At 44.1% G+C, this 17,461-nt stretch carries 14 protein-coding genes; 4 read left to right on the forward strand and 10 right to left on the reverse strand.

The window, feature by feature from the left end; genetic code table 11:
- Nucleotides 1–14: 14 nt before the first annotated feature.
- From rng to ACHUFN_RS15785, 10 genes are all read right to left on the reverse strand, one after another.
- Complete coding sequence (gene rng / locus ACHUFN_RS15740; RefSeq protein ID WP_394223386.1) at nt 15–1,481, reverse strand: ribonuclease G; 1,467 nt, start codon at nt 1,479–1,481, stop codon at nt 15–17.
- Complete coding sequence (locus ACHUFN_RS15745; protein WP_394223387.1) at nt 1,478–2,083, reverse strand: Maf family protein; 606 nt, start codon at nt 2,081–2,083, stop codon at nt 1,478–1,480. The genes rng and ACHUFN_RS15745 overlap by 4 nt, the downstream gene beginning before the upstream one ends.
- Nucleotides 2,084–2,119: 36 nt before the next feature.
- A complete protein-coding gene (gene mreD, locus ACHUFN_RS15750) occupies nt 2,120–2,596 on the reverse strand; it encodes a rod shape-determining protein MreD (protein ID WP_394223388.1) in 477 nt (158 codons plus the stop codon).
- On the reverse strand, nt 2,589–3,479 hold the full coding sequence (mreC, locus tag ACHUFN_RS15755; protein WP_394223389.1) for a rod shape-determining protein MreC: 891 nt from the start codon (nt 3,477–3,479) through the stop codon (nt 2,589–2,591). Before mreC ends, mreD begins: the two co-directional genes overlap by 8 nt.
- Before the next feature lie 37 nt (nt 3,480–3,516).
- Nucleotides 3,517–4,560: a rod shape-determining protein gene (locus tag ACHUFN_RS15760; protein WP_014947909.1), complete on the reverse strand. Its 1,044-nt coding sequence runs from the start codon at nt 4,558–4,560 to the stop codon at nt 3,517–3,519.
- A gap of 353 nt (nt 4,561–4,913) precedes the next feature.
- Complete coding sequence (locus ACHUFN_RS15765) at nt 4,914–5,408, reverse strand: hypothetical protein (RefSeq protein WP_394223390.1); 495 nt, start codon at nt 5,406–5,408, stop codon at nt 4,914–4,916.
- 362 nt (nt 5,409–5,770) lie between these two features.
- The gene (locus ACHUFN_RS15770) at nt 5,771–6,274 is read right to left on the reverse strand and encodes a hypothetical protein (RefSeq protein WP_394223391.1); all 504 of its coding nucleotides are present in this window, start codon (nt 6,272–6,274) and stop codon (nt 5,771–5,773) included.
- A gap of 145 nt (nt 6,275–6,419) precedes the next feature.
- Nucleotides 6,420–6,986 carry a phosphoglycerate mutase family protein gene (locus ACHUFN_RS15775; protein WP_394223392.1) on the reverse strand — a complete coding sequence of 189 codons (567 nt, stop codon included), beginning with the start codon at nt 6,984–6,986 and terminating at the stop codon, nt 6,420–6,422.
- Nucleotides 6,987–7,110: 124 nt separating this feature from the next.
- On the reverse strand, nt 7,111–8,658 hold the full coding sequence (glpD, locus tag ACHUFN_RS15780; RefSeq protein WP_394223393.1) for a glycerol-3-phosphate dehydrogenase: 1,548 nt from the start codon (nt 8,656–8,658) through the stop codon (nt 7,111–7,113).
- Nucleotides 8,659–8,920: 262 nt separating this feature from the next.
- Nucleotides 8,921–9,679, reverse strand: a complete 759-nt coding sequence (locus ACHUFN_RS15785; RefSeq protein ID WP_394223394.1) for a DeoR/GlpR family transcriptional regulator — start codon at nt 9,677–9,679, stop codon at nt 8,921–8,923.
- A gap of 160 nt (nt 9,680–9,839) precedes the next feature.
- Here ACHUFN_RS15785 and glpK point away from each other — a divergent pair, with 160 nt between their 5' ends.
- From glpK to ACHUFN_RS15805, 4 genes are all read left to right on the forward strand, one after another.
- Nucleotides 9,840–11,324 carry a glycerol kinase GlpK gene (glpK, locus tag ACHUFN_RS15790; protein ID WP_394223395.1) on the forward strand — a complete coding sequence of 495 codons (1,485 nt, stop codon included), beginning with the start codon at nt 9,840–9,842 and terminating at the stop codon, nt 11,322–11,324.
- Nucleotides 11,325–11,630: 306 nt separating this feature from the next.
- Nucleotides 11,631–14,375 (forward strand): TonB-dependent receptor, encoded by a 2,745-nt coding sequence (locus ACHUFN_RS15795; RefSeq protein ID WP_394223396.1) that lies wholly within the window; start codon nt 11,631–11,633, stop codon nt 14,373–14,375.
- A 65-nt stretch (nt 14,376–14,440) separates the two neighbouring features.
- Nucleotides 14,441–15,895, forward strand: a complete 1,455-nt coding sequence (locus ACHUFN_RS15800; RefSeq protein WP_394223397.1) for an SLC5 family protein — start codon at nt 14,441–14,443, stop codon at nt 15,893–15,895.
- Nucleotides 15,896–15,912: 17 nt separating this feature from the next.
- Nucleotides 15,913–17,460 (forward strand): tryptophan halogenase family protein, encoded by a 1,548-nt coding sequence (locus tag ACHUFN_RS15805; protein ID WP_394223398.1) that lies wholly within the window; start codon nt 15,913–15,915, stop codon nt 17,458–17,460.
- Nucleotide 17,461: the final 1 nt, after the last annotated feature.

Below are 17,461 nucleotides of genomic sequence, written 5' to 3' on the forward strand. Positions count from 1 at the left end.
TATACGTTAATGCATTACATCATGACGACGTCGTACTTATCCTGATTGTACAGTGTTTCCGTTTGAACCTTTATTTGCTTAGATACAAACAACTCCAGTTCGGCCAGCATATGAGACTCTTCACCCATGAGCGCTTCGGCTACTTTCGGTGAAGCATAAACCACAAATTTGTCAGCGTCGTACGCGCGATTAACCCGCACAATTTCACGCATTATTTCAAAACAAATGGTTTCAATTGTTTTTACTGTGCCCCGGCCTTTACACACCGGGCATTCACCGCACAATATATGCTCAATGCTTTCACGGGTGCGTTTACGGGTCATTTCAATTAGCCCCAACGCAGTAAACCCATGAATATTAATTTTGGCTCTGTCCTTGTTAGTCGCCACTTCCAATGAGTGTAAGACACGGCGTTTGTGGTCTGGTTCAATCATATCGATAAAGTCGATAAGGATCATACCGCCTAAATTGCGCAGCCTAAGCTGACGAGCAATCGCCTGTGTCGCCTCAGTATTAGTGTTGAAAATAGTTTCTTCTAAATTACGATGGCCAACGAATGCCCCCGTATTGATATCAATCGTCGTCATGGCTTCAGTTTGATCTATGATCAAATAGCCGCCTGATTTCAAATCGACGCGACGCTCTAGCGCACGCTGCGCCTCGTTTTCAACGTCGTACAAGTCGAATATTGGTCTATCACCTGTGTAGTACTCAAGCTTGCCATTCATTTCAGGCACGTACTCTTTGGTAAACTGGTGAAGCTCTTGAAATGACAACTTCGAGTCGATGCGAATTCTATCGAGCTCAGTGCCCACAAAATCGCGCAGCACGCGCCTTGCAAGCGGTAAATCTTCATAAAGCACATTTGATTTGCGCTTTTTCATGCGAGATTGAATTTTATCCCACAATCGACGCAAAAACGCGGCATCTGACTGCAATTCGTTTTTGCCTACGCCTTCTGCAGCGGTTCTTAATATGAAACCGCCGTTTTCATCACAGAATTCTTGAACCAGTGACTTTAAGCGCTCTCTTTCGGTTTCTTCTTCTATGCGCTGCGACACACCAACGTGGGTCACTGAAGGCATAAACACTAAATACCGACTTGGTATCGTAATGTCTGTGGTGAGTCGTGCGCCTTTAGTGCCGATAGGATCTTTCACCACCTGCACCACAATATCTTGGCCGTCTCGCACTAATTCGCGAATGTCTTGCTTTTGAATATGACTTGCAGACACGTCTTCTGCAATTTCATTATGGATCACAATATCTGACGCGTGTAGGAAAGCGGCTTTTTCAAGTCCAATATCTACAAACGCCGCCTGCATTCCGGGAAGTACACGGCTTACTTTACCGCGATAGATATTTCCCACTAGGCCACGTTTTGTATGACGTTCTACGTGAATTTCTTGCAGTATTCCGTTTTCAATAAGCGCAACGCGCGACTCTGATGGGGTAACATTAATAAGCAGTTCAGCACTCACGAGACTACTCCAAATTCATTCAGTCCAAATGCATTTAGTAATTGGCGGGTTTCATAAAGCGGAAGACCGATTACAGCGCTTGCACTACCGTTAATTGATACTACGAACTCACCGCCAATCCCCTGAATAGCGTAACTTCCTGCTTTATCGGCAGGTTCTCCTGTTTCCCAGTATGCGTCAATTTGCGCATCCGTCAATGTTGCAAATGTCACAGAGGTAGTAATTACTTGGGTTTGTTGCTGTGTTTCACTTAGCGCACAGATAGACGTTAACACTTGGTGAGTTTTTCCAGATAGCATCTTCAATATGCGCTTCGAGTCTGCTTTGTCTTGCGGTTTGCCAACGCTTTGCCCGTTGAAAGCAATAAGGGTGTCGCTTGCCAGAATAACCGTGTCGCCCGTCATTACCTGCTCAGACTCTAACTGTGCTTTAACCGCTAGGGCTTTTTCACCAGCAAGTCTAGACACAAGAGCCATTGGCGTTTCGTTTTCACGAGGTGACTCATCGATATCGGCAGGTTGTATGGTGTGCGCTATGTTCATTTGATTGAGCAACGCTGTGCGCCTAGGAGATGCCGACGCTAACACTACCGATTTTGTCATGAGCTTACCTTTGATTTAATCGAAAACGCGTTTGAATTACGATATTGAAAGTTGTCTACGGGTGCGTCTAAGTAACCAAAACACCCAAGGCCACAACACCATAGAGGTCATGACAGGCCACAAATAATCGAATTGGAAATAAATGTCTGTAAGTAGGTGCTGAACCCAAAACGTCAATAAATGATATAGCGATGATAAAAGGCCAATGATTATCGCTTGCTGCCAAACTGAGTAGTTGCGTAACCTTTGATAGTTTGCTGCGAGAACATATACGCAAATACTAAAGCCCAAACTGTGTATGCCCAATGTTGTGCCAACCAGAACATCCATGGCTACGCCTGTTAAAAAAGCGACTCCTACGTTCACTCTGTGTGGCAGCGCCATGCTCCAATACGCCAACACCACTAACACCCAGTCTGGACGATACACATCAACCTGAGAAGGCAAAGGCACTATTTGCAGCACTAGTGCTACCAAAAGGCTTATCCAAATAACGAGGTTACGTTTACGCATTCGTCGATTCATCCTCGTTTACAGCTTGCTCTCTAGATTCACCATCGGCGTCTAAATCGCCTTGGGTGGTGTCCCAAAGAAGCAGAAGGTGTCTTAATCTGTCTAAGCTTGCTACAGGCGTTACGATAACGCGAGCAAAAGGGCGGCTTTCATCGCGTACTACGTTAGTAACCTTAGCAACAGGGTAGCCTTCAGGAAATATTTTACCTAGCCCAGACGAGATAAGCGTATCCCCTTCTTTAATATCGACACTGTGTGGTACATGCTCTAGATAAAGCTCGTTCAGTGCGCCACTTCCGGTTGCGATAAAACGAATGTCGTTGCGAAGTGAGCGAACAGGTATGGCGTGAGTCACATCGGCAATTAAAAGTACGCGACTGTTAGTAGACCCCACTTCAGTCACTTGCCCCACAATACCCTTGTCATCAATAACGGGCTGCGAAAGATACACACCATCTATCGCGCCCTTGTTAATCACCACTTGCTGACTATAAGGGTTTTTATCCACCGCCATCAGCTCTGCCACCATTTTTCGCGAGGAAACTCGGATAGGTGCCTGCAATAATTCACGTAACTGCGCATTTTCTTTTGCGATAACGTCGAACTGCTGAACTTTTTCGCTCATCAGTAACAGCTGATTATTAAGCTTTTGGTTCTCGGCAAGGAGCTGTTCTTGCGATGTGAGGCGCTGGGCACTTTCGCTCAGCATTAAACCGGGAAGATTTGCAATGTATTGCAAGGGGCTCATGAACGAGTTGAGGTATACCCGCGTAGATTTAAAGCCATCAAGCTTGTGATCGACAAATATCAGAATCACCGACAGCACAAGCGCCAGTGTAAGCCTGTTATTTAACGAGGGGCCGCGGGTAAAAATAGTATCCATGATACAAATAAGGCAACCTTACGGTTGCCTTTCCTGTTTATTCGTAGCTAAACAGGTCGCCACCGTGAAGGTCAATCATGTCGAATGCCTTACCACCGCCGCGTGCTACACAAGTAAGCGGATCATCGGCAATAACCACCGGAATGCCCGTTTCTTCCATTAGCAATCTATCTAAGTCTTTAAGTAGTGCACCACCGCCAGTGAGTACCATTCCGCGTTCTGAAATATCAGACGCTAGCTCTGGTGGTGACTGCTCTAGCGCAACCATAACCGCAGAAACAATGCCAGTTAGCGGCTCTTGAAGCGCTTCAAGAATTTCGTTTGAATTCAGCGTAAACCCGCGAGGTACACCTTCTGCAAGGTTACGTCCGCGAACTTCTATTTCACGTACTTCTTCGCCTGGGTATGCCGCACCAATTTCATGCTTAATGCGTTCAGCGGTTGCTTCACCAATAAGTGAACCAAAGTTACGACGAATATAGTTAATGATAGCTTCATCGAACTTATCACCACCGATACGAACAGAAGATGAATACACCACACCGTTCAGTGAGATAATAGCCACTTCCGTGGTACCACCACCGATATCAACCACCATTGAACCTGTTGCTTCAGAAACCGGAAGACCTGCACCGATTGCCGCAGCCATTGGTTCGTCAATTAAGTAAACTTCGCGAGCGCCAGCACCAAGTGCCGATTCTTTAATAGCGCGACGTTCAACTTGTGTTGAACCGCAAGGCACACACACCAAAACACGTGGGCTAGGACGCAAAAAGTTATTGTCGTGCACCTGCTTAATAAAGTGCTGGAGCATTTTTTCAGTCACGTAGAAGTCGGCTATTACACCGTCTTTCATTGGGCGAATTGCACGAATGTTACCCGGTGTACGGCCAAGCATTCGCTTCGCCTCTGCACCCACTGCTGCAACACTTTTTGGTCCTGCTGCGCGCTCTTGACGAATAGCTACTACTGAAGGCTCGTTTAGCACAATGCCCTGATCTTTTACGTAAATCAGCGTGTTAGCTGTTCCGAGGTCGATGGACAGATCGTTAGAGAACATGCCTCGAAGCTTTTTAAACATGAAGAGTGTATTCCTGTTTCTATGTTAACGCGTGTTTGCAAAGGTGAGATGGCGACGCTTTAACGTGAAGTCGATATTTATTCGCACACTTTAACAATGGGGGCAATTTTGGGCAAGTAATGCTGTGATTTAACGACTAAATATGTGCTCTTTCTCTAAGTCCTGTCGACCTTAACAGCTAATGCGCTTACCCAAAGCGTTTACCACACACGCAATTTGCGAGAATTTCAAAATTAGACCACATAGTGACCCTGACAACATCGGAAGGTTCACTGTGTGTATGCGAATTACTCATTATCTGCCGGCCTACGCTTGTAAATAATGCCGTCGCTTTCGCTCTAAACACCGATAATTTAACCAATTTTTTGCCTAACAACACCGCTGCCGGCGTTATATTCGAACCACATTTGATTCTCAATAAAAAATGCGCACTGTAAGTAGCCATTTGCATAATAGTTGCTAACGGTAACTACTGAGAAGGCATCAAATTCTCTTAACGTTGCCAGCGTGAGTAAATATTCACAGCCGTTCCCTTGCCCTCTAACCAGCCCTTCTGGCCATCCTTTCGAATTCATATAAAGTTCTGCAGCGACGTCTTTTTGCTGCTTAAGCCTGCCTGTTGCATCGAACTCAGTTTCGTAAAGAAGTACCGTTTGTTTTTTGGTTTTAATCCATTGTGCCCTTGCCAGCATTACCACGCGTCGAAACTGAGTAACAGCATCTTCTTTATTCACTTTTTCCACTTCATCGAAAATAGATGTCGCGTGATATACATAAGTAGCGCCTGCTACCGTAAGCAGCACGCCAATTAAGATAATGCTGAGTAACCCCGTTTTAGTGCTTGCCACTGTTCGACCCGATAAGAAGGTGAGATAAGTCACGGAAAAAACTGGGACAGAGCTCTATTTTTATGCTGAATGAGCACACGTTGTTTTTCTCATCTTGAGGCGCAATGAGAGGCTTGGACATGCTACCTGCAGCGCACGACGCTCCACCTACACTAAGGCGGGTTTTATTTTTCTGTGGCAAGTGCAAGCCCGATAGCATATATCTACTTTTCTTGGAGACGAGTATTGTCCTTGTAATGACAATAACTTAAGGTGACACAAGTTAAAATGGCAGCGACTAAAAAGTAGACTAATTATCTAAATAGAACTCATACCTCGGTTAGCATCGATTCATATAGATTATTAGCATTGTAGTGGTGCGATTAATCGCTCAAATTGGTGACAAAGCCGCTAGCAGGGAAATAATCAAAATATGCGCCCCTACTTAGACCATAGCGACACCAGTAGTTATCTTCATCATCGTCAAGTTCAGCGTAATAGTTTGCGTGAACTTTAAACCCGTCTACACGCAGAGGTCCGCCAACCAAAGAAGTCCATATTTTTTCGCACCCCTCGTTAGAAAGGTCAGCCGTAGGCCACCCATTGTGATTCATACGAACGGGTGTTCTATTTGTTTCCTTACCCGTTTTATCGTAGTGGATGAGCATGATCATGGTGGTAGGTTGTCGCACACGCCACTGCCAATGTGATGAAGTCACGTGCCCCTTAAACGTTTCGAGATTAGCAGTAAACGCAGAAGTGGTAGTATCTTTCTCGTCGGTATGGAGAAAGTTAATTGCAATTCCCAATACCACTGCAAACACCGCAGCAATAGCCGCTTTTAGAACATTTGCGCTTGTAGACGTATTTTCATTTATTTTTTTCATTATTATTTTCCCCCCGCCTTTGTTTAAGCAGAGCGTTGCGCTTAAGTGGCAGTGCACTATTTTATCGACATTTTGAAAAAAAAATGAAGTGACGTGTAAATAAAACTCACTTTGTACGTGCTAGAAACGGCAATGTTGGGGGCGTTCATTCAACTTTCTGCAATACAGTCACCCCCCAAAAATCGCCATCTTTTTGAACGAGTCGCCATCCATTATTCCTAAGAGACTTACTTGTAAAGTAATTAGTCATACCGTGCCCGAACAGCACTATTCTCTTATTGGTTTCACTCAAGTCTTCAATACGCTCTCGCAGCTTCTCTACTCTGTGTTTAGCATATTTAAAACTTTCAAATCGTCCTTTTTTGCCTAAAAACCACAGGGCTCGACTAAGTAAAACCCAGTGCCATGCGCGCAACGTAAACGGCAATTTGTAGTAGGGAATGTCCATTTCTTTAAGATAAGAAATTTCTTCATCGATTTGCTTAGCACCGTAATGAGCAGCCGATAACCGTGCTCTTAAGAGCGGGCTTACCACAATGTAGCTATCGTCAAGGTGCGTTTTATACTTTGGATGGCTAGCGGGGTCTAGAACAGATTTGTCGTACTTGTGCACCCATTTCGCATATTGCGTCGCGTTTATTTTCTCGTTGTGGGCTGAAAGTGGTTTTCCGTGTCGAATGAAAACCACCTCTCTAATTGGGTTCTTTTGCATAACGTCCCTGTATTTATCAATATTGCACGTTTAACTTAAAACTGATGTTCGCATACAAGCTACACAACACTATTGTACTGACTGCACGACATGCCGCGCTTTTTTCATATTTGAATAGATGTTTTTATGCACTTTCCTGAGTGACGTTAGCCGCTTCACTGAGCCCTACTATATTCTGACATTTTTGAGCTATGTACTGCTCTAAGGTGTCTTTTTGTGCATGGTCTAAACGTAAGCCATGTTTGGTCCTACGCCAAATCACATCCTCTATTGTGCATGCCCATTCAAAGTCAATTAAGTAGTCGACTTCTGCTTGATACATTCCCGAGCCAAAATCTACGCCCATTGATTTTATCGAAGTCTTTTCTTTAAGAAACTTTTGGCAGAGCAAACCGTATTGTCTTGCATAACGTTCAGCAATGCCTTTGTCTAACCACGGATATTCTTGCGTCAACTGACTGACAAGCGAGGCTTGATCTTCAAACGCACCACCGGGCAGCGGCACTTCTTTAGTCCACGCTTTCTTGGCTTTAGGAAAACGAGTAACTAACTTATCCACAGCGTGCTCTGCAAGCTTTCTATAGGTCGTGATTTTTCCACCAAAAATATTAAGCAGCACTGGCGTGCCCGCTTCGCCTTTAAGCTCTACTTTATAGTCGCGAGTTAGCTCTTGTGCAGATGCATTTTTCTCTTCCAAAAGTGGCCGCACCCCGCTGTACGAATGAACAATGTCGTCTTTGGTAATCTTCGACTTAAAGTAGGTATTTACAACATCTATAAGGTACGCTGTTTCTTCATTTGAAATGGCTGCATCTGACGGATTGCCTTTAAAGTCTTCGTCGGTAGTACCAACCAATGAAAACTCACCTTCATAAGGGATCACAAACACGATACGCCCATCTTTATTTTGAAGTATGTAGGCTTCTTCTGTATCGTACAGTTTAGGCACTATAAAGTGGCTTCCTTTCACCATACGCATGGCATTCGGATTATTAACGTTTACCAAGCGATCTAAAAACGATACCGCCCACGGCCCTGCTGCATTAACAATAGACCTTGCTTTTATTGTAAACGTTTTCCCTTGATACGTTTTAAGCTCAACGTTCCATAGTTTGTCTTGCTTCTCTGCTTTCACGCACTCTGTACGCGTGTATATTTCAGCTCCCTGATCTTTTGCCGCCAGCGCATTCAATACAACAAGACGAGCATCATCTACCCACCCGTCGGAATACTCGAAGCAGGTTGTTATGTCGTTAACAAGAGGGCTTTCGCTTGTAGTTGCAAGCTTACGCGAACGGGGCAGCATGTTTCGCTTTGCTAATGAGTCGTACAAAAAAAGACCAATTCGAATCATCCACGCAGGGCGTAAGTGCTTTTGGTGCGGCAAGCGAAACCGCAATGGCCACATGATATGTGGTGCTTTTTTCAATAAAACTTCACGCTCTGCCAGCGCTTCTTTTACTAAACGAAATTCATAATGCTCTAAGTATCTTAGGCCACCGTGAATTAATTTACTGCTAGAAGAAGACGTTGCACCAGCCAGATCACCTTTTTCGCACAGCGCTACTGAAAGTCCACGTCCTGCGGCATCTAGTGCTACGCCTACGCCATTAACACCGCCACCGACGACCAAAACGTCAACTGGCTTATCAGATTGATTGCTGTGACTCATAAACTGCCCCTAGTGGTACTCATACAAACCTCTTCATATAGCTGTCTATTTGACAACCAAAAAGAAAACGTGTCAACACAAAACGAACATAGTCGAACATTAAGGAACGTTAAGGAAACCACAAACACAGTGGTTTTAGTGTTAGGCTGCGTGAAAAAACTGCTTAGAGGTAAGGCAAATAAAGTCTTAAATTGAAGGTGAAAATAGCAATTTATTCCCGCCTATCGAGATAAACTGCCTTAGTTTTGTGACATCAACATGATCACGCTTTAACAAACGTAATATTATTTTCTTTGATTATCTTACTTATGCCTGGAGGGGGCGCTTTATCACAAACTAAGCAATCTACTTGAGATATGTGCCCTTGTTCTACCATTGCTCGGCGTTCAAACTTACTGTAGTCAGCAGCAAGTATGACATGCTGGGTATGCTCTAATATGGCTTGCGAAACCTTTACTTCTCTAAAATCAAAATCGAGTAATGCGCCATCTGCGGATATTCCACTAATACCAATAATGCCGTAATCCATGCGAAACTGACTGATGAAGTCACACGTTGCTTCACCAATTATACCGCCATCGCGATAACGCACTTCACCTGCTGCGATAATGACAGAGAAGTCTTCTTTTGCTGACAAAATAGTTGCTACATGGATGTTGTTAGTAACTACGTGTAAGTTTTTATGATTCAGCAGTTTTGTTGCAATAAGCTCAGTAGTAGTACCAATATTGATAAACAGCGATGCGCCATCGGGGATCATAGCTGCCACAGCGTCGGCTATTTTTTCTTTCACTTCACTATTTTGCGTTTTGCGTTCTTGATAAGGCGTGTTTTCCCAACTTCTGTTTAGTCCAGCGCCACCGTGATAGCGGCTAACCACACCATTTTCAGCTAGTTGGTTAAGGTCTCGGCGAATAGTTTGAGGCGTTACTGCGCAGGCTTTAACCAAATCATCAATAGACATAAAACCATGTTGCTTTATCAGCCCAACAATTTTTTCGTGCCTTTGTGTTTGGTTCATCGCATGTCCTAGTCATTTTGAATCACAACCGATTATACGTGCTTAGTTATTAAGTTCCTATGATAAAACGAAACAGCAATGTTCGTTTGCGAAAATATAGCATTGTTAATCACGTGTAAATGATGCAAACTCTATGAAATCTATCTTCAGGAGTGACCTTATGGGACAACATATTCTAGCCATTGACCAAGGCACAACAAGCTCGCGCAGCATTATCTTCTCGCCAAAAGGCAGCATTGAAGCCATTGCACAACAGGAATTTTCGCAAAAATATCCAAAAGATGGTTGGGTTGAACACGATCCTGAGGAAATTTGGGAAAGCGTTGTCTCTACTCTGAAAGAAGTTTTCAATAAATGTGCGCTGGCTCCTTCAGATATAGCAGCAGTAGGCATTACCAACCAGCGTGAAACCACACTGGTATGGAACAAAAGCACAGGGAAACCAGTTTATCCTGCAATTGTCTGGCAAGACCGGCGAACCGCTCAACTGTGCCGCGAGCTCAGTGAAGATGAAGAGTTGGTGTCGCATATTACAGAGTCGACAGGGCTTTTATTAGACCCTTACTTTTCCGCCACGAAAGTGGCATGGATACTCGATAATGTTGATGGCGCCAGACAACAGGCCGAAAACGGCGAGTTACTGTTTGGAACCGTAGATACCTTTTTAATATGGCGCTTAACTGGCGGCGAGTCGCATAAAACAGATGCAACAAATGCGTCGCGTACCATGCTTTTTGATATCAATAATCAATGCTGGGACGAAACCCTGCTTAGAAAGTTCAACATTCCGCAATCTATGCTTCCTGAAGTAATGGATTGTGCCGATGATTTTGGTGTAATAAAAGAAGACATTATTGGCAAGGCGATTCCTATACAAGGTGTAGCTGGCGACCAACAAGCTGCACTTGTCGGGCAAGCATGTTTCGAAAAAGGCATGGCGAAAAGTACCTATGGCACTGGGTGCTTCATGATTCTGAACACCGGTGACGAGCCTTTACAGTCGAAAAACCGATTACTCACAACGGTAGGTTATCGCCTTAGTGGAAAAACGACCTACGCGCTTGAGGGCAGTATTTTCATGGCTGGCGCAACCGTGCAATGGCTTCGTGACGGTTTAAAACTTATTGATGATGCGGCGGAATCTGAGGCGCTAGCGCAGCGCGCAAGACAAGATAACGGCGTCTTTTTAGTGCCAGCTTTTACCGGGTTAGGCGCTCCTTATTGGGATCCAGACGCTCGCGGTGCTATTTTGGGCCTTACCCGCGATACAGGTATTAGCGAAATTGTTGCCGCTGGATTGCAATCTGTTTGCTACCAAACCAAAGACTTACAAAAAGCTATGGAAAGCGATGGCGCCCGCCCTACCACTATTCGCGTAGATGGAGGTATGTCTAGAAACGATTGGGTAATGGGCTTTTTATCGGACATTTTAGGAGCCGAAGTTGAACGCCCAGAAATCACTGAAACTACAGCATTAGGCGCTGCTTTTCTTGCAGGCTTACAGGCTAAAATCTTCAAGTCTATAGACGACTTAACTCACTGCTGGGAAAGTGATAGCGTTTTCACTCCTAGGTTGTCAAAACAAGAGCGCGACCAAGCGTATGACGGCTGGAAAGCCGCTGTTGACCGTATCCGCTGCTCCTAATTTCTCCATATTTTTCCGATTGTTAATAAAAGTGCGGCAATTACCCGCACTTTTTTTATACAAAAAAATTTTTTATAACATTGTAATTACATTGTCATTTTGTGCTAGTATTGAATTCAAGGTAAACGTTTCACCTTTTACCTTGAAAAAGAAACATTATATTTTTCAAAAAGTTACAAATAATAATCACGAAAATATAACGTTAAATGTGTAAAGGTAATGTTAATACGCTTGATCCGCACACACTAAAAACGTAATTTAAACGCAAAGTACGTTAAAACGTAGCCTACTCACGGAGAAAACACAGTGACACATAAAATTAACACATCACAGATAGGCCCTATCGCAAGACGCTCACTTTTAGGTGTTGCTATCGCCTCTGCCCTACACTCACCGATTTTATTGGCACAAGAAGATAATACTGCTAACGACCAACAAGTAGAAGTTATCGAAGTTAAAGGTTTTACCAGTTCACTTAAAGCATCAATGCTAGACAAGAAAGCATCAGATGTCGTTTATGATGGTATTACTGCTGAAGACCTAGGTAAGTTTCCAGACCAAAACGTTGCAGAGTCATTGCAAAGAATCACAGGTGTCGCGATTGACCGTTCTGGTGGTGAAGGTCAATTTATTACTGTGCGTGGCTTTGGCCCAGATTTTAACACCGTGCTTGTTAATGGTCGTCAGATTGCGACTGAAAACCAAGGGCGTGCTTTCAGCTTCGACACCCTTCCAGCTGAATTGATAAGTGGTGCAAAAGTTTACAAGAGTCCGCTTGCTTCAATGCAAGAGGGCGGTATCGGCTCAACCGTTGAAATTACAACCGCACGCCCATTTGCTTTTGATGGGTTTAAAGCTGTAGCAAGTGTAAAAGGAATGTATGAAGACATTTCTGAGGAAACATCTCCTCAAATGTCAGGCCTTGTTACCAATACATTTGCAGACGGCAAACTTGGAGTATTAGCAGCTGCGTCATTCCAGCAGCGTGAACTACAAACAAATATTCTAGAAACTCGTTACTGGCGCCCTGGCGTAAGCATTACAGATCGTTCAGAGCTGGACAACCCTGCTTATGCTGACAGCGCACAATACAATGGCGTTTATATTCCTCAAAACTTCGACCAGATTGTCGACCTTGTGGACCGTGAAAGAACGTCGGGTACGCTCGTTGTTCAGTACGCGCCCAACGATGATATGACCCTTACTCTAGACGGCCTTTACTCAAAATTCGAAGTCGATTCAGATGCACACAGTGTTGGCCACTGGTTCTCTGATAGTAACCTCGACAATATGTCTTTCACCGACAACGGTAGCCTTTCAGGTGTAACTAGCACCGTAGTTGATGGTGTAGGTGGTGCGACTGACTTTATTCGACGCCGCTATGGTCGTGACGTTGAGATTCAAGCGTTCGGCGCTAATTTAGATTGGCAGATCAACGACACTTTGATAGCCAGCATTGATCTTTCAACTTCAACTGCTGAAGACTCCAGCGGCGGTGACAACTTCTTCACCGTTGTGGGCTACAACAACGAATACAGTGTTGACTACTCTGGTTCAACCCCCACTCTATCGGTTGCGGGCGGCGACTCTGCTCTTCAAACTCCTTCGTTAGGCAGAATGCATTACAACGAAAGAAATGGTTTCGATACCGAAGATACGATTAGCGAATTCAGAACTGATTTCACATGGTTACCGGATTCGGACAACGCATTTTACAAAGTAGATTTTGGCCTTTATTACCAAGACCGTGAAAAAACCAACACGCGCTTATTTGCATCTGCGTGTAACGTTTATTGTGGCTATAATTTCGACCTTCCAGATGAACTTCTTTCGGTGTTTACTGCAAATAATTATTTTGGCGGTGTTCCCAATCAGTGGCTGACGTACGACCCAGAAGCATTCTTCAATTACGCCACCTCAGACGCTGCAGTACAGCAAATTTCAGATGCGACGGGGTTACCATTTGATGAAGTTCGAGCAACGATTGACGCAACCAACATTGCCAATCCTCAGCCAAGTAACGATTCATTTGTAGTCAGCGAAGAAGTGCTCAGTGCCTATGCACAGTTCTACTTCTCAACTGAAATCTCTGACATGCCGTTAGACATTAACTTCGGCTTCCGCTTTAGCGAAACCGATACGTCAGTTGATGGAACAAGCCAAATCGTCCGAGATCTTGAACCTATTCCAAATGACCCGTCAGATCTTAATATCGTCTTTGAAACAGACTTTGGAACGCCGGTTAATGAGAAAAACAGTTACTCGTCTTTACTGCCGAATGTAAATGTTAAACTTCAGCTGACTGACGACCTATATCTACGATATGCGTACTCAGAAACGTTAACTCGTCCAATGATGGATGACTTAGTTCCAGTGTTTAATGTTACGGTTTCGCGCCCGGGTAACCTACAAGCTCAAGCGGGTAACACCGCGCTTAAACCATACAGCGCAACAAGCTGGGACGTTTCACTTGAGTGGTACTATGACGACACCAGCTATTTCTCTGCCGCTGCATTTAATAAAGAAGTTGAAGACTTTATTGCTGGTGACGTTGAAGACGAGTCGCTCTTCCTAGAAAGTGGCGAGTATGTTTTCAGCGTACTACGTCCAAGAAATGGTGAAACTCTGGAAGTTGAAGGTTTGGAACTTGCCTGGTTACACACTCTTGAAAGCGGTTTTGGTATTCAAGCAAACGCGACTATTGTGAATTCAGATGCAGAGTTTAGTCTTCCAGGGTTAGGTGATTCTCAGAACATCACACTGTTCTACGAGAAAGACGCTTTCCAAGCACGTGTTGCGTTAAATAATCGTGAAACGTTTATGCAAGAAGCTGTGAGCTCTTTGGGCGGAACAGAACCTCGCTTTACTGAAACTTATACTCAGGTGGATATGAGTGTAAGCTACGACATTAACGAAACCTTTACTGTGTTCTTCGAAGGTATAAACATCACTGACGAAGAACTTACTCGTCGCGGTCGTTTCACAGATCAATTTGTTCAACAAGTTGCTGATGGCGCGCGCTACGCAGTAGGTGTTCGTGCTAGCTTCTAAAAACAACTAGTGTACCAAGGGGGCAGTCTTGCCCCCTTTTGTCTTTTTTTGCTGAGGAGTTGTTCGTGTCAGGCAGCTTAACCCAACTTGTCGTCTTTATTTTCATTACCGCTCTCATTGGATTACTTACCTACTTAAAATGCCGGGGGCATGGTCATAGTCAAGCTAACGAAAACAAAGAGTATTTCTTAGCTGGCGGTGGACTTACGTGGATCTTCGTCGCAGGCTCTATTACCCTAACAAATCTTAGTACCGACCAACTGGTAGGTATGAATGGAAACCAAATGGCTTTGCTGGCCTGGTGGGAGTTTGCTGCTGTTGCTGGCCTAATAATTTTAGCAAGAGTATTTCTTCCTGTTTACTATCATTATCAATGCACCACCACCACAGAATTGCTCGAGATGCGATACAACAACAAGCATATTCGCGCATTAATAGGCCTGCTATTTTTCTTAGGCAGTAGTCTTATCTTTATGCCCGCTGTGATTTATTCGGGTTCGCTGTTCATGATCAACATGTTTAACGTTGACGTCCCTTTAATGTATGTCGCAACCGCATTTGCCCTGATAGGTGCATTTTATGCTATTTTTGGCGGCTTACGTGCTGTGGCAGTGTCAGACACATATTCTGGTGTACTCTTGCTTGTCATGGCAATAGTCGTTGTTATCTTGGCACTCTTTGCCATCGACTTTGATTTTTCAGGCATTCCTTCAGAGCGTCTTACGCTAATTGGCGACAGTGACTCTCCGCTTCCATGGCACACCTTACTTACGGGTATGATTTTTATACAAACCTTTTATTGGAGCACCAACCAGGTTATTACGCAGCGTGCAATGGCAGCGCCAAACCTTAAAGAAGCTCAAAAAGGCGTTTATGCGGCAGCCATAATACGCTTCATTGTTGTGCCCACCATCATAGTGGTGCCAGGTATAATTTCCTTCAAGCTATACGGTGACATAAATGATGCCGCTTATGGCACTTTAGTTGGCGACGTGCTGCCAAATTGGCTATCTGGGGTATTCGCTGCGGCACTTGCAGCGGCGGTGCTTACTACTTACAACAGTAATCTAAACTCTGCTACAGCCCTTTATGTATGTGACATTCATGAAGCTTACTTTGAGAGAAAACCCAATGTTGCCCGCTTAAGCGGTGTGGTAACCGCAGCACTGACCATTGTTTCGTTGTTAATGGTGCCTATTTATGCTCAAGCTGAAAGTATCATTAATTTACTACAACAGTTATTTGGGCTGCTGAGCATGCCTATACTTTCCATTTTTATCGTTGGCTTGTTATTTAACAATGTTAATGCAAATGCGGGCATTGCAGCCGTTGTGTTTGGCGTAGCACTATACGCATACTTTAGCTTTGTTCATGCGCCGTTTGGATTGCACTATATTCATTTGATGTTAGTGACGCTAATTTGTTGTATTGCACTTGCACTGTCATTGAACAGGGTTGTATTCAAACAAAAAGCGCAATGGCGCGGTCGACTCATCGACGATGAAAAAGTAAGTATTTAAGGGCTTTTAAACAATCTATGACTCAAATTAATCGAATTATAGTGGTTGGTGGTGGGACAGCAGGTTGGCTTACCGCAGGCCTTCTTGCTGCAACTCATTGTAAACCTGACGCTGAAGGCAACGCGCTATCGGTTACAGTTGTAGAATCAAGCACGGTTCATCCTATCGGCGTTGGCGAAGGTACTTGGCCAACAATGCGCCGAACACTAGCTAAAATTGGCCTGTCTGAAACCGATCTTGTTAAACAAGCCAGTGCAACATTCAAACAAGCAAGCAAATTTGTTAATTGGCATACCAACAATGTAGGGAATACTTACTATCATCCGTTCAGCGCCCCGCAGGGTTCAGCTAGCTTAGACGTAAGTCCTTACTGGTTGTCTGATTGCGAAAGACGTGGGCAATACGCCAGCGATGTTTGCTTTCAACCAGCTATTTGTGATGCAGGGCTTGCTCCGAAGATTTCAGCTCAAGCAGGTAAATCATTCGTAGCGAACTACGGTTATCATTTAGATGCAGGGCAATTTATCGATTTATTACGTTCCCACTGCACTGAAAAGTTAGGTGTGAAACACATTGTTGATGATGTGATATCTGTTAACCAAAATGTGGAAGGTATTAGTAGCTTACAAACCCGTGAAAACGGAGAGTTATGCGCAGATTTATACGTAGACTGTTCAGGCTTCAGCGCTTTGTTAATAGAAAAAGCGCTTAATATTGAGCTCACTGATGCATCTCAATATCTTTTTGCCGATAGGGCGTTAGTTTGTCAATTACCTTATGAGGACAGTACTAAGCCCATTGCTTGCTATACAAAATCCACAGCTCAAGAAGCGGGGTGGATATGGGACATTGAACTACAAGCACGCAGAGGCACGGGCTACGTTTACAGCAGTCAACACCAGAGTACTGAATCAGCGAGCAACACTCTTGCTAACTATCTGAACCAATATACAAATAATGCTTTAGATACATCTGACTTCAAGGAAATACGCTTTAAGACGGGTTACAGGAAAAAGTTTTGGGATAAAAATTGCGTGGCCATTGGCCTATCCAGTGGGTTTCTTGAGCCATTAGAAGCATCTTCATTAATGCTCATCGAACAAAGCGCTCAGTTACTTTCAGAACAATTACCTTCAGACACAAGCGTAATGAAACTAGTCGAGCGTCGCTTCAATAAGCAAGTGCGCGGCATGTGGGAAAGCGCTATCGACTTTCTTAAACTCCACTATGTATTAAGCAACAACAATACGGCTTTTTGGAGCGACAACCGCCAAACAAGCACCATACCAGACAAACTAGAAAATTTATTGAAAGAGTGGCGTTTACGGCCAGTGTTGGAAAGCGACTTTACCCAAACGAGCGATATCTTTAGTGCACAAAGCTACCGCTATATCCTTTATGGTATGTTAGACAAGACAGCTGACGGGGTTGCAGCCAGTGCCAATGAAAGAATGCTAAAAGACCGTGAATTCGCAGACAAACAGTTTTCTTTAAACCAAGCACTCGTTAAGCAGTTACAAACGCGTTTACCCTCACATAGAGGGTTAATTGAAAGCTTTTCTTAAT

The sequence above is a fragment of the Alteromonas gracilis genome, assembly GCF_043642145.1.
In the GTDB taxonomy this organism is placed as follows: Bacteria; Pseudomonadota; Gammaproteobacteria; order Enterobacterales; family Alteromonadaceae; genus Alteromonas; species Alteromonas gracilis_B.

Coding starts and splice junctions, on each gene's coding strand:
- ACHUFN_RS15785 (WP_394223394.1), bottom strand. CDS start 9,679: ATGAACCAAACACAAAGGCACGAAAAAATTGTTGGGCTGATAAAGCAA.
- ACHUFN_RS15760 (WP_014947909.1), bottom strand. CDS start 4,560: ATGTTTAAAAAGCTTCGAGGCATGTTCTCTAACGATCTGTCCATCGAC.
- ACHUFN_RS15770 (WP_394223391.1), bottom strand. CDS start 6,274: ATGAAAAAAATAAATGAAAATACGTCTACAAGCGCAAATGTTCTAAAA.
- glpD (WP_394223393.1), bottom strand. CDS start 8,658: ATGAGTCACAGCAATCAATCTGATAAGCCAGTTGACGTTTTGGTCGTC.
- ACHUFN_RS15805 (WP_394223398.1), top strand. CDS start 15,913: ATGACTCAAATTAATCGAATTATAGTGGTTGGTGGTGGGACAGCAGGT.
- mreD (WP_394223388.1), bottom strand. CDS start 2,596: ATGCGTAAACGTAACCTCGTTATTTGGATAAGCCTTTTGGTAGCACTA.
- ACHUFN_RS15745 (WP_394223387.1), bottom strand. CDS start 2,083: ATGACAAAATCGGTAGTGTTAGCGTCGGCATCTCCTAGGCGCACAGCG.
- glpK (WP_394223395.1), top strand. CDS start 9,840: ATGGGACAACATATTCTAGCCATTGACCAAGGCACAACAAGCTCGCGC.
- mreC (WP_394223389.1), bottom strand. CDS start 3,479: ATGGATACTATTTTTACCCGCGGCCCCTCGTTAAATAACAGGCTTACA.
- ACHUFN_RS15775 (WP_394223392.1), bottom strand. CDS start 6,986: ATGCAAAAGAACCCAATTAGAGAGGTGGTTTTCATTCGACACGGAAAA.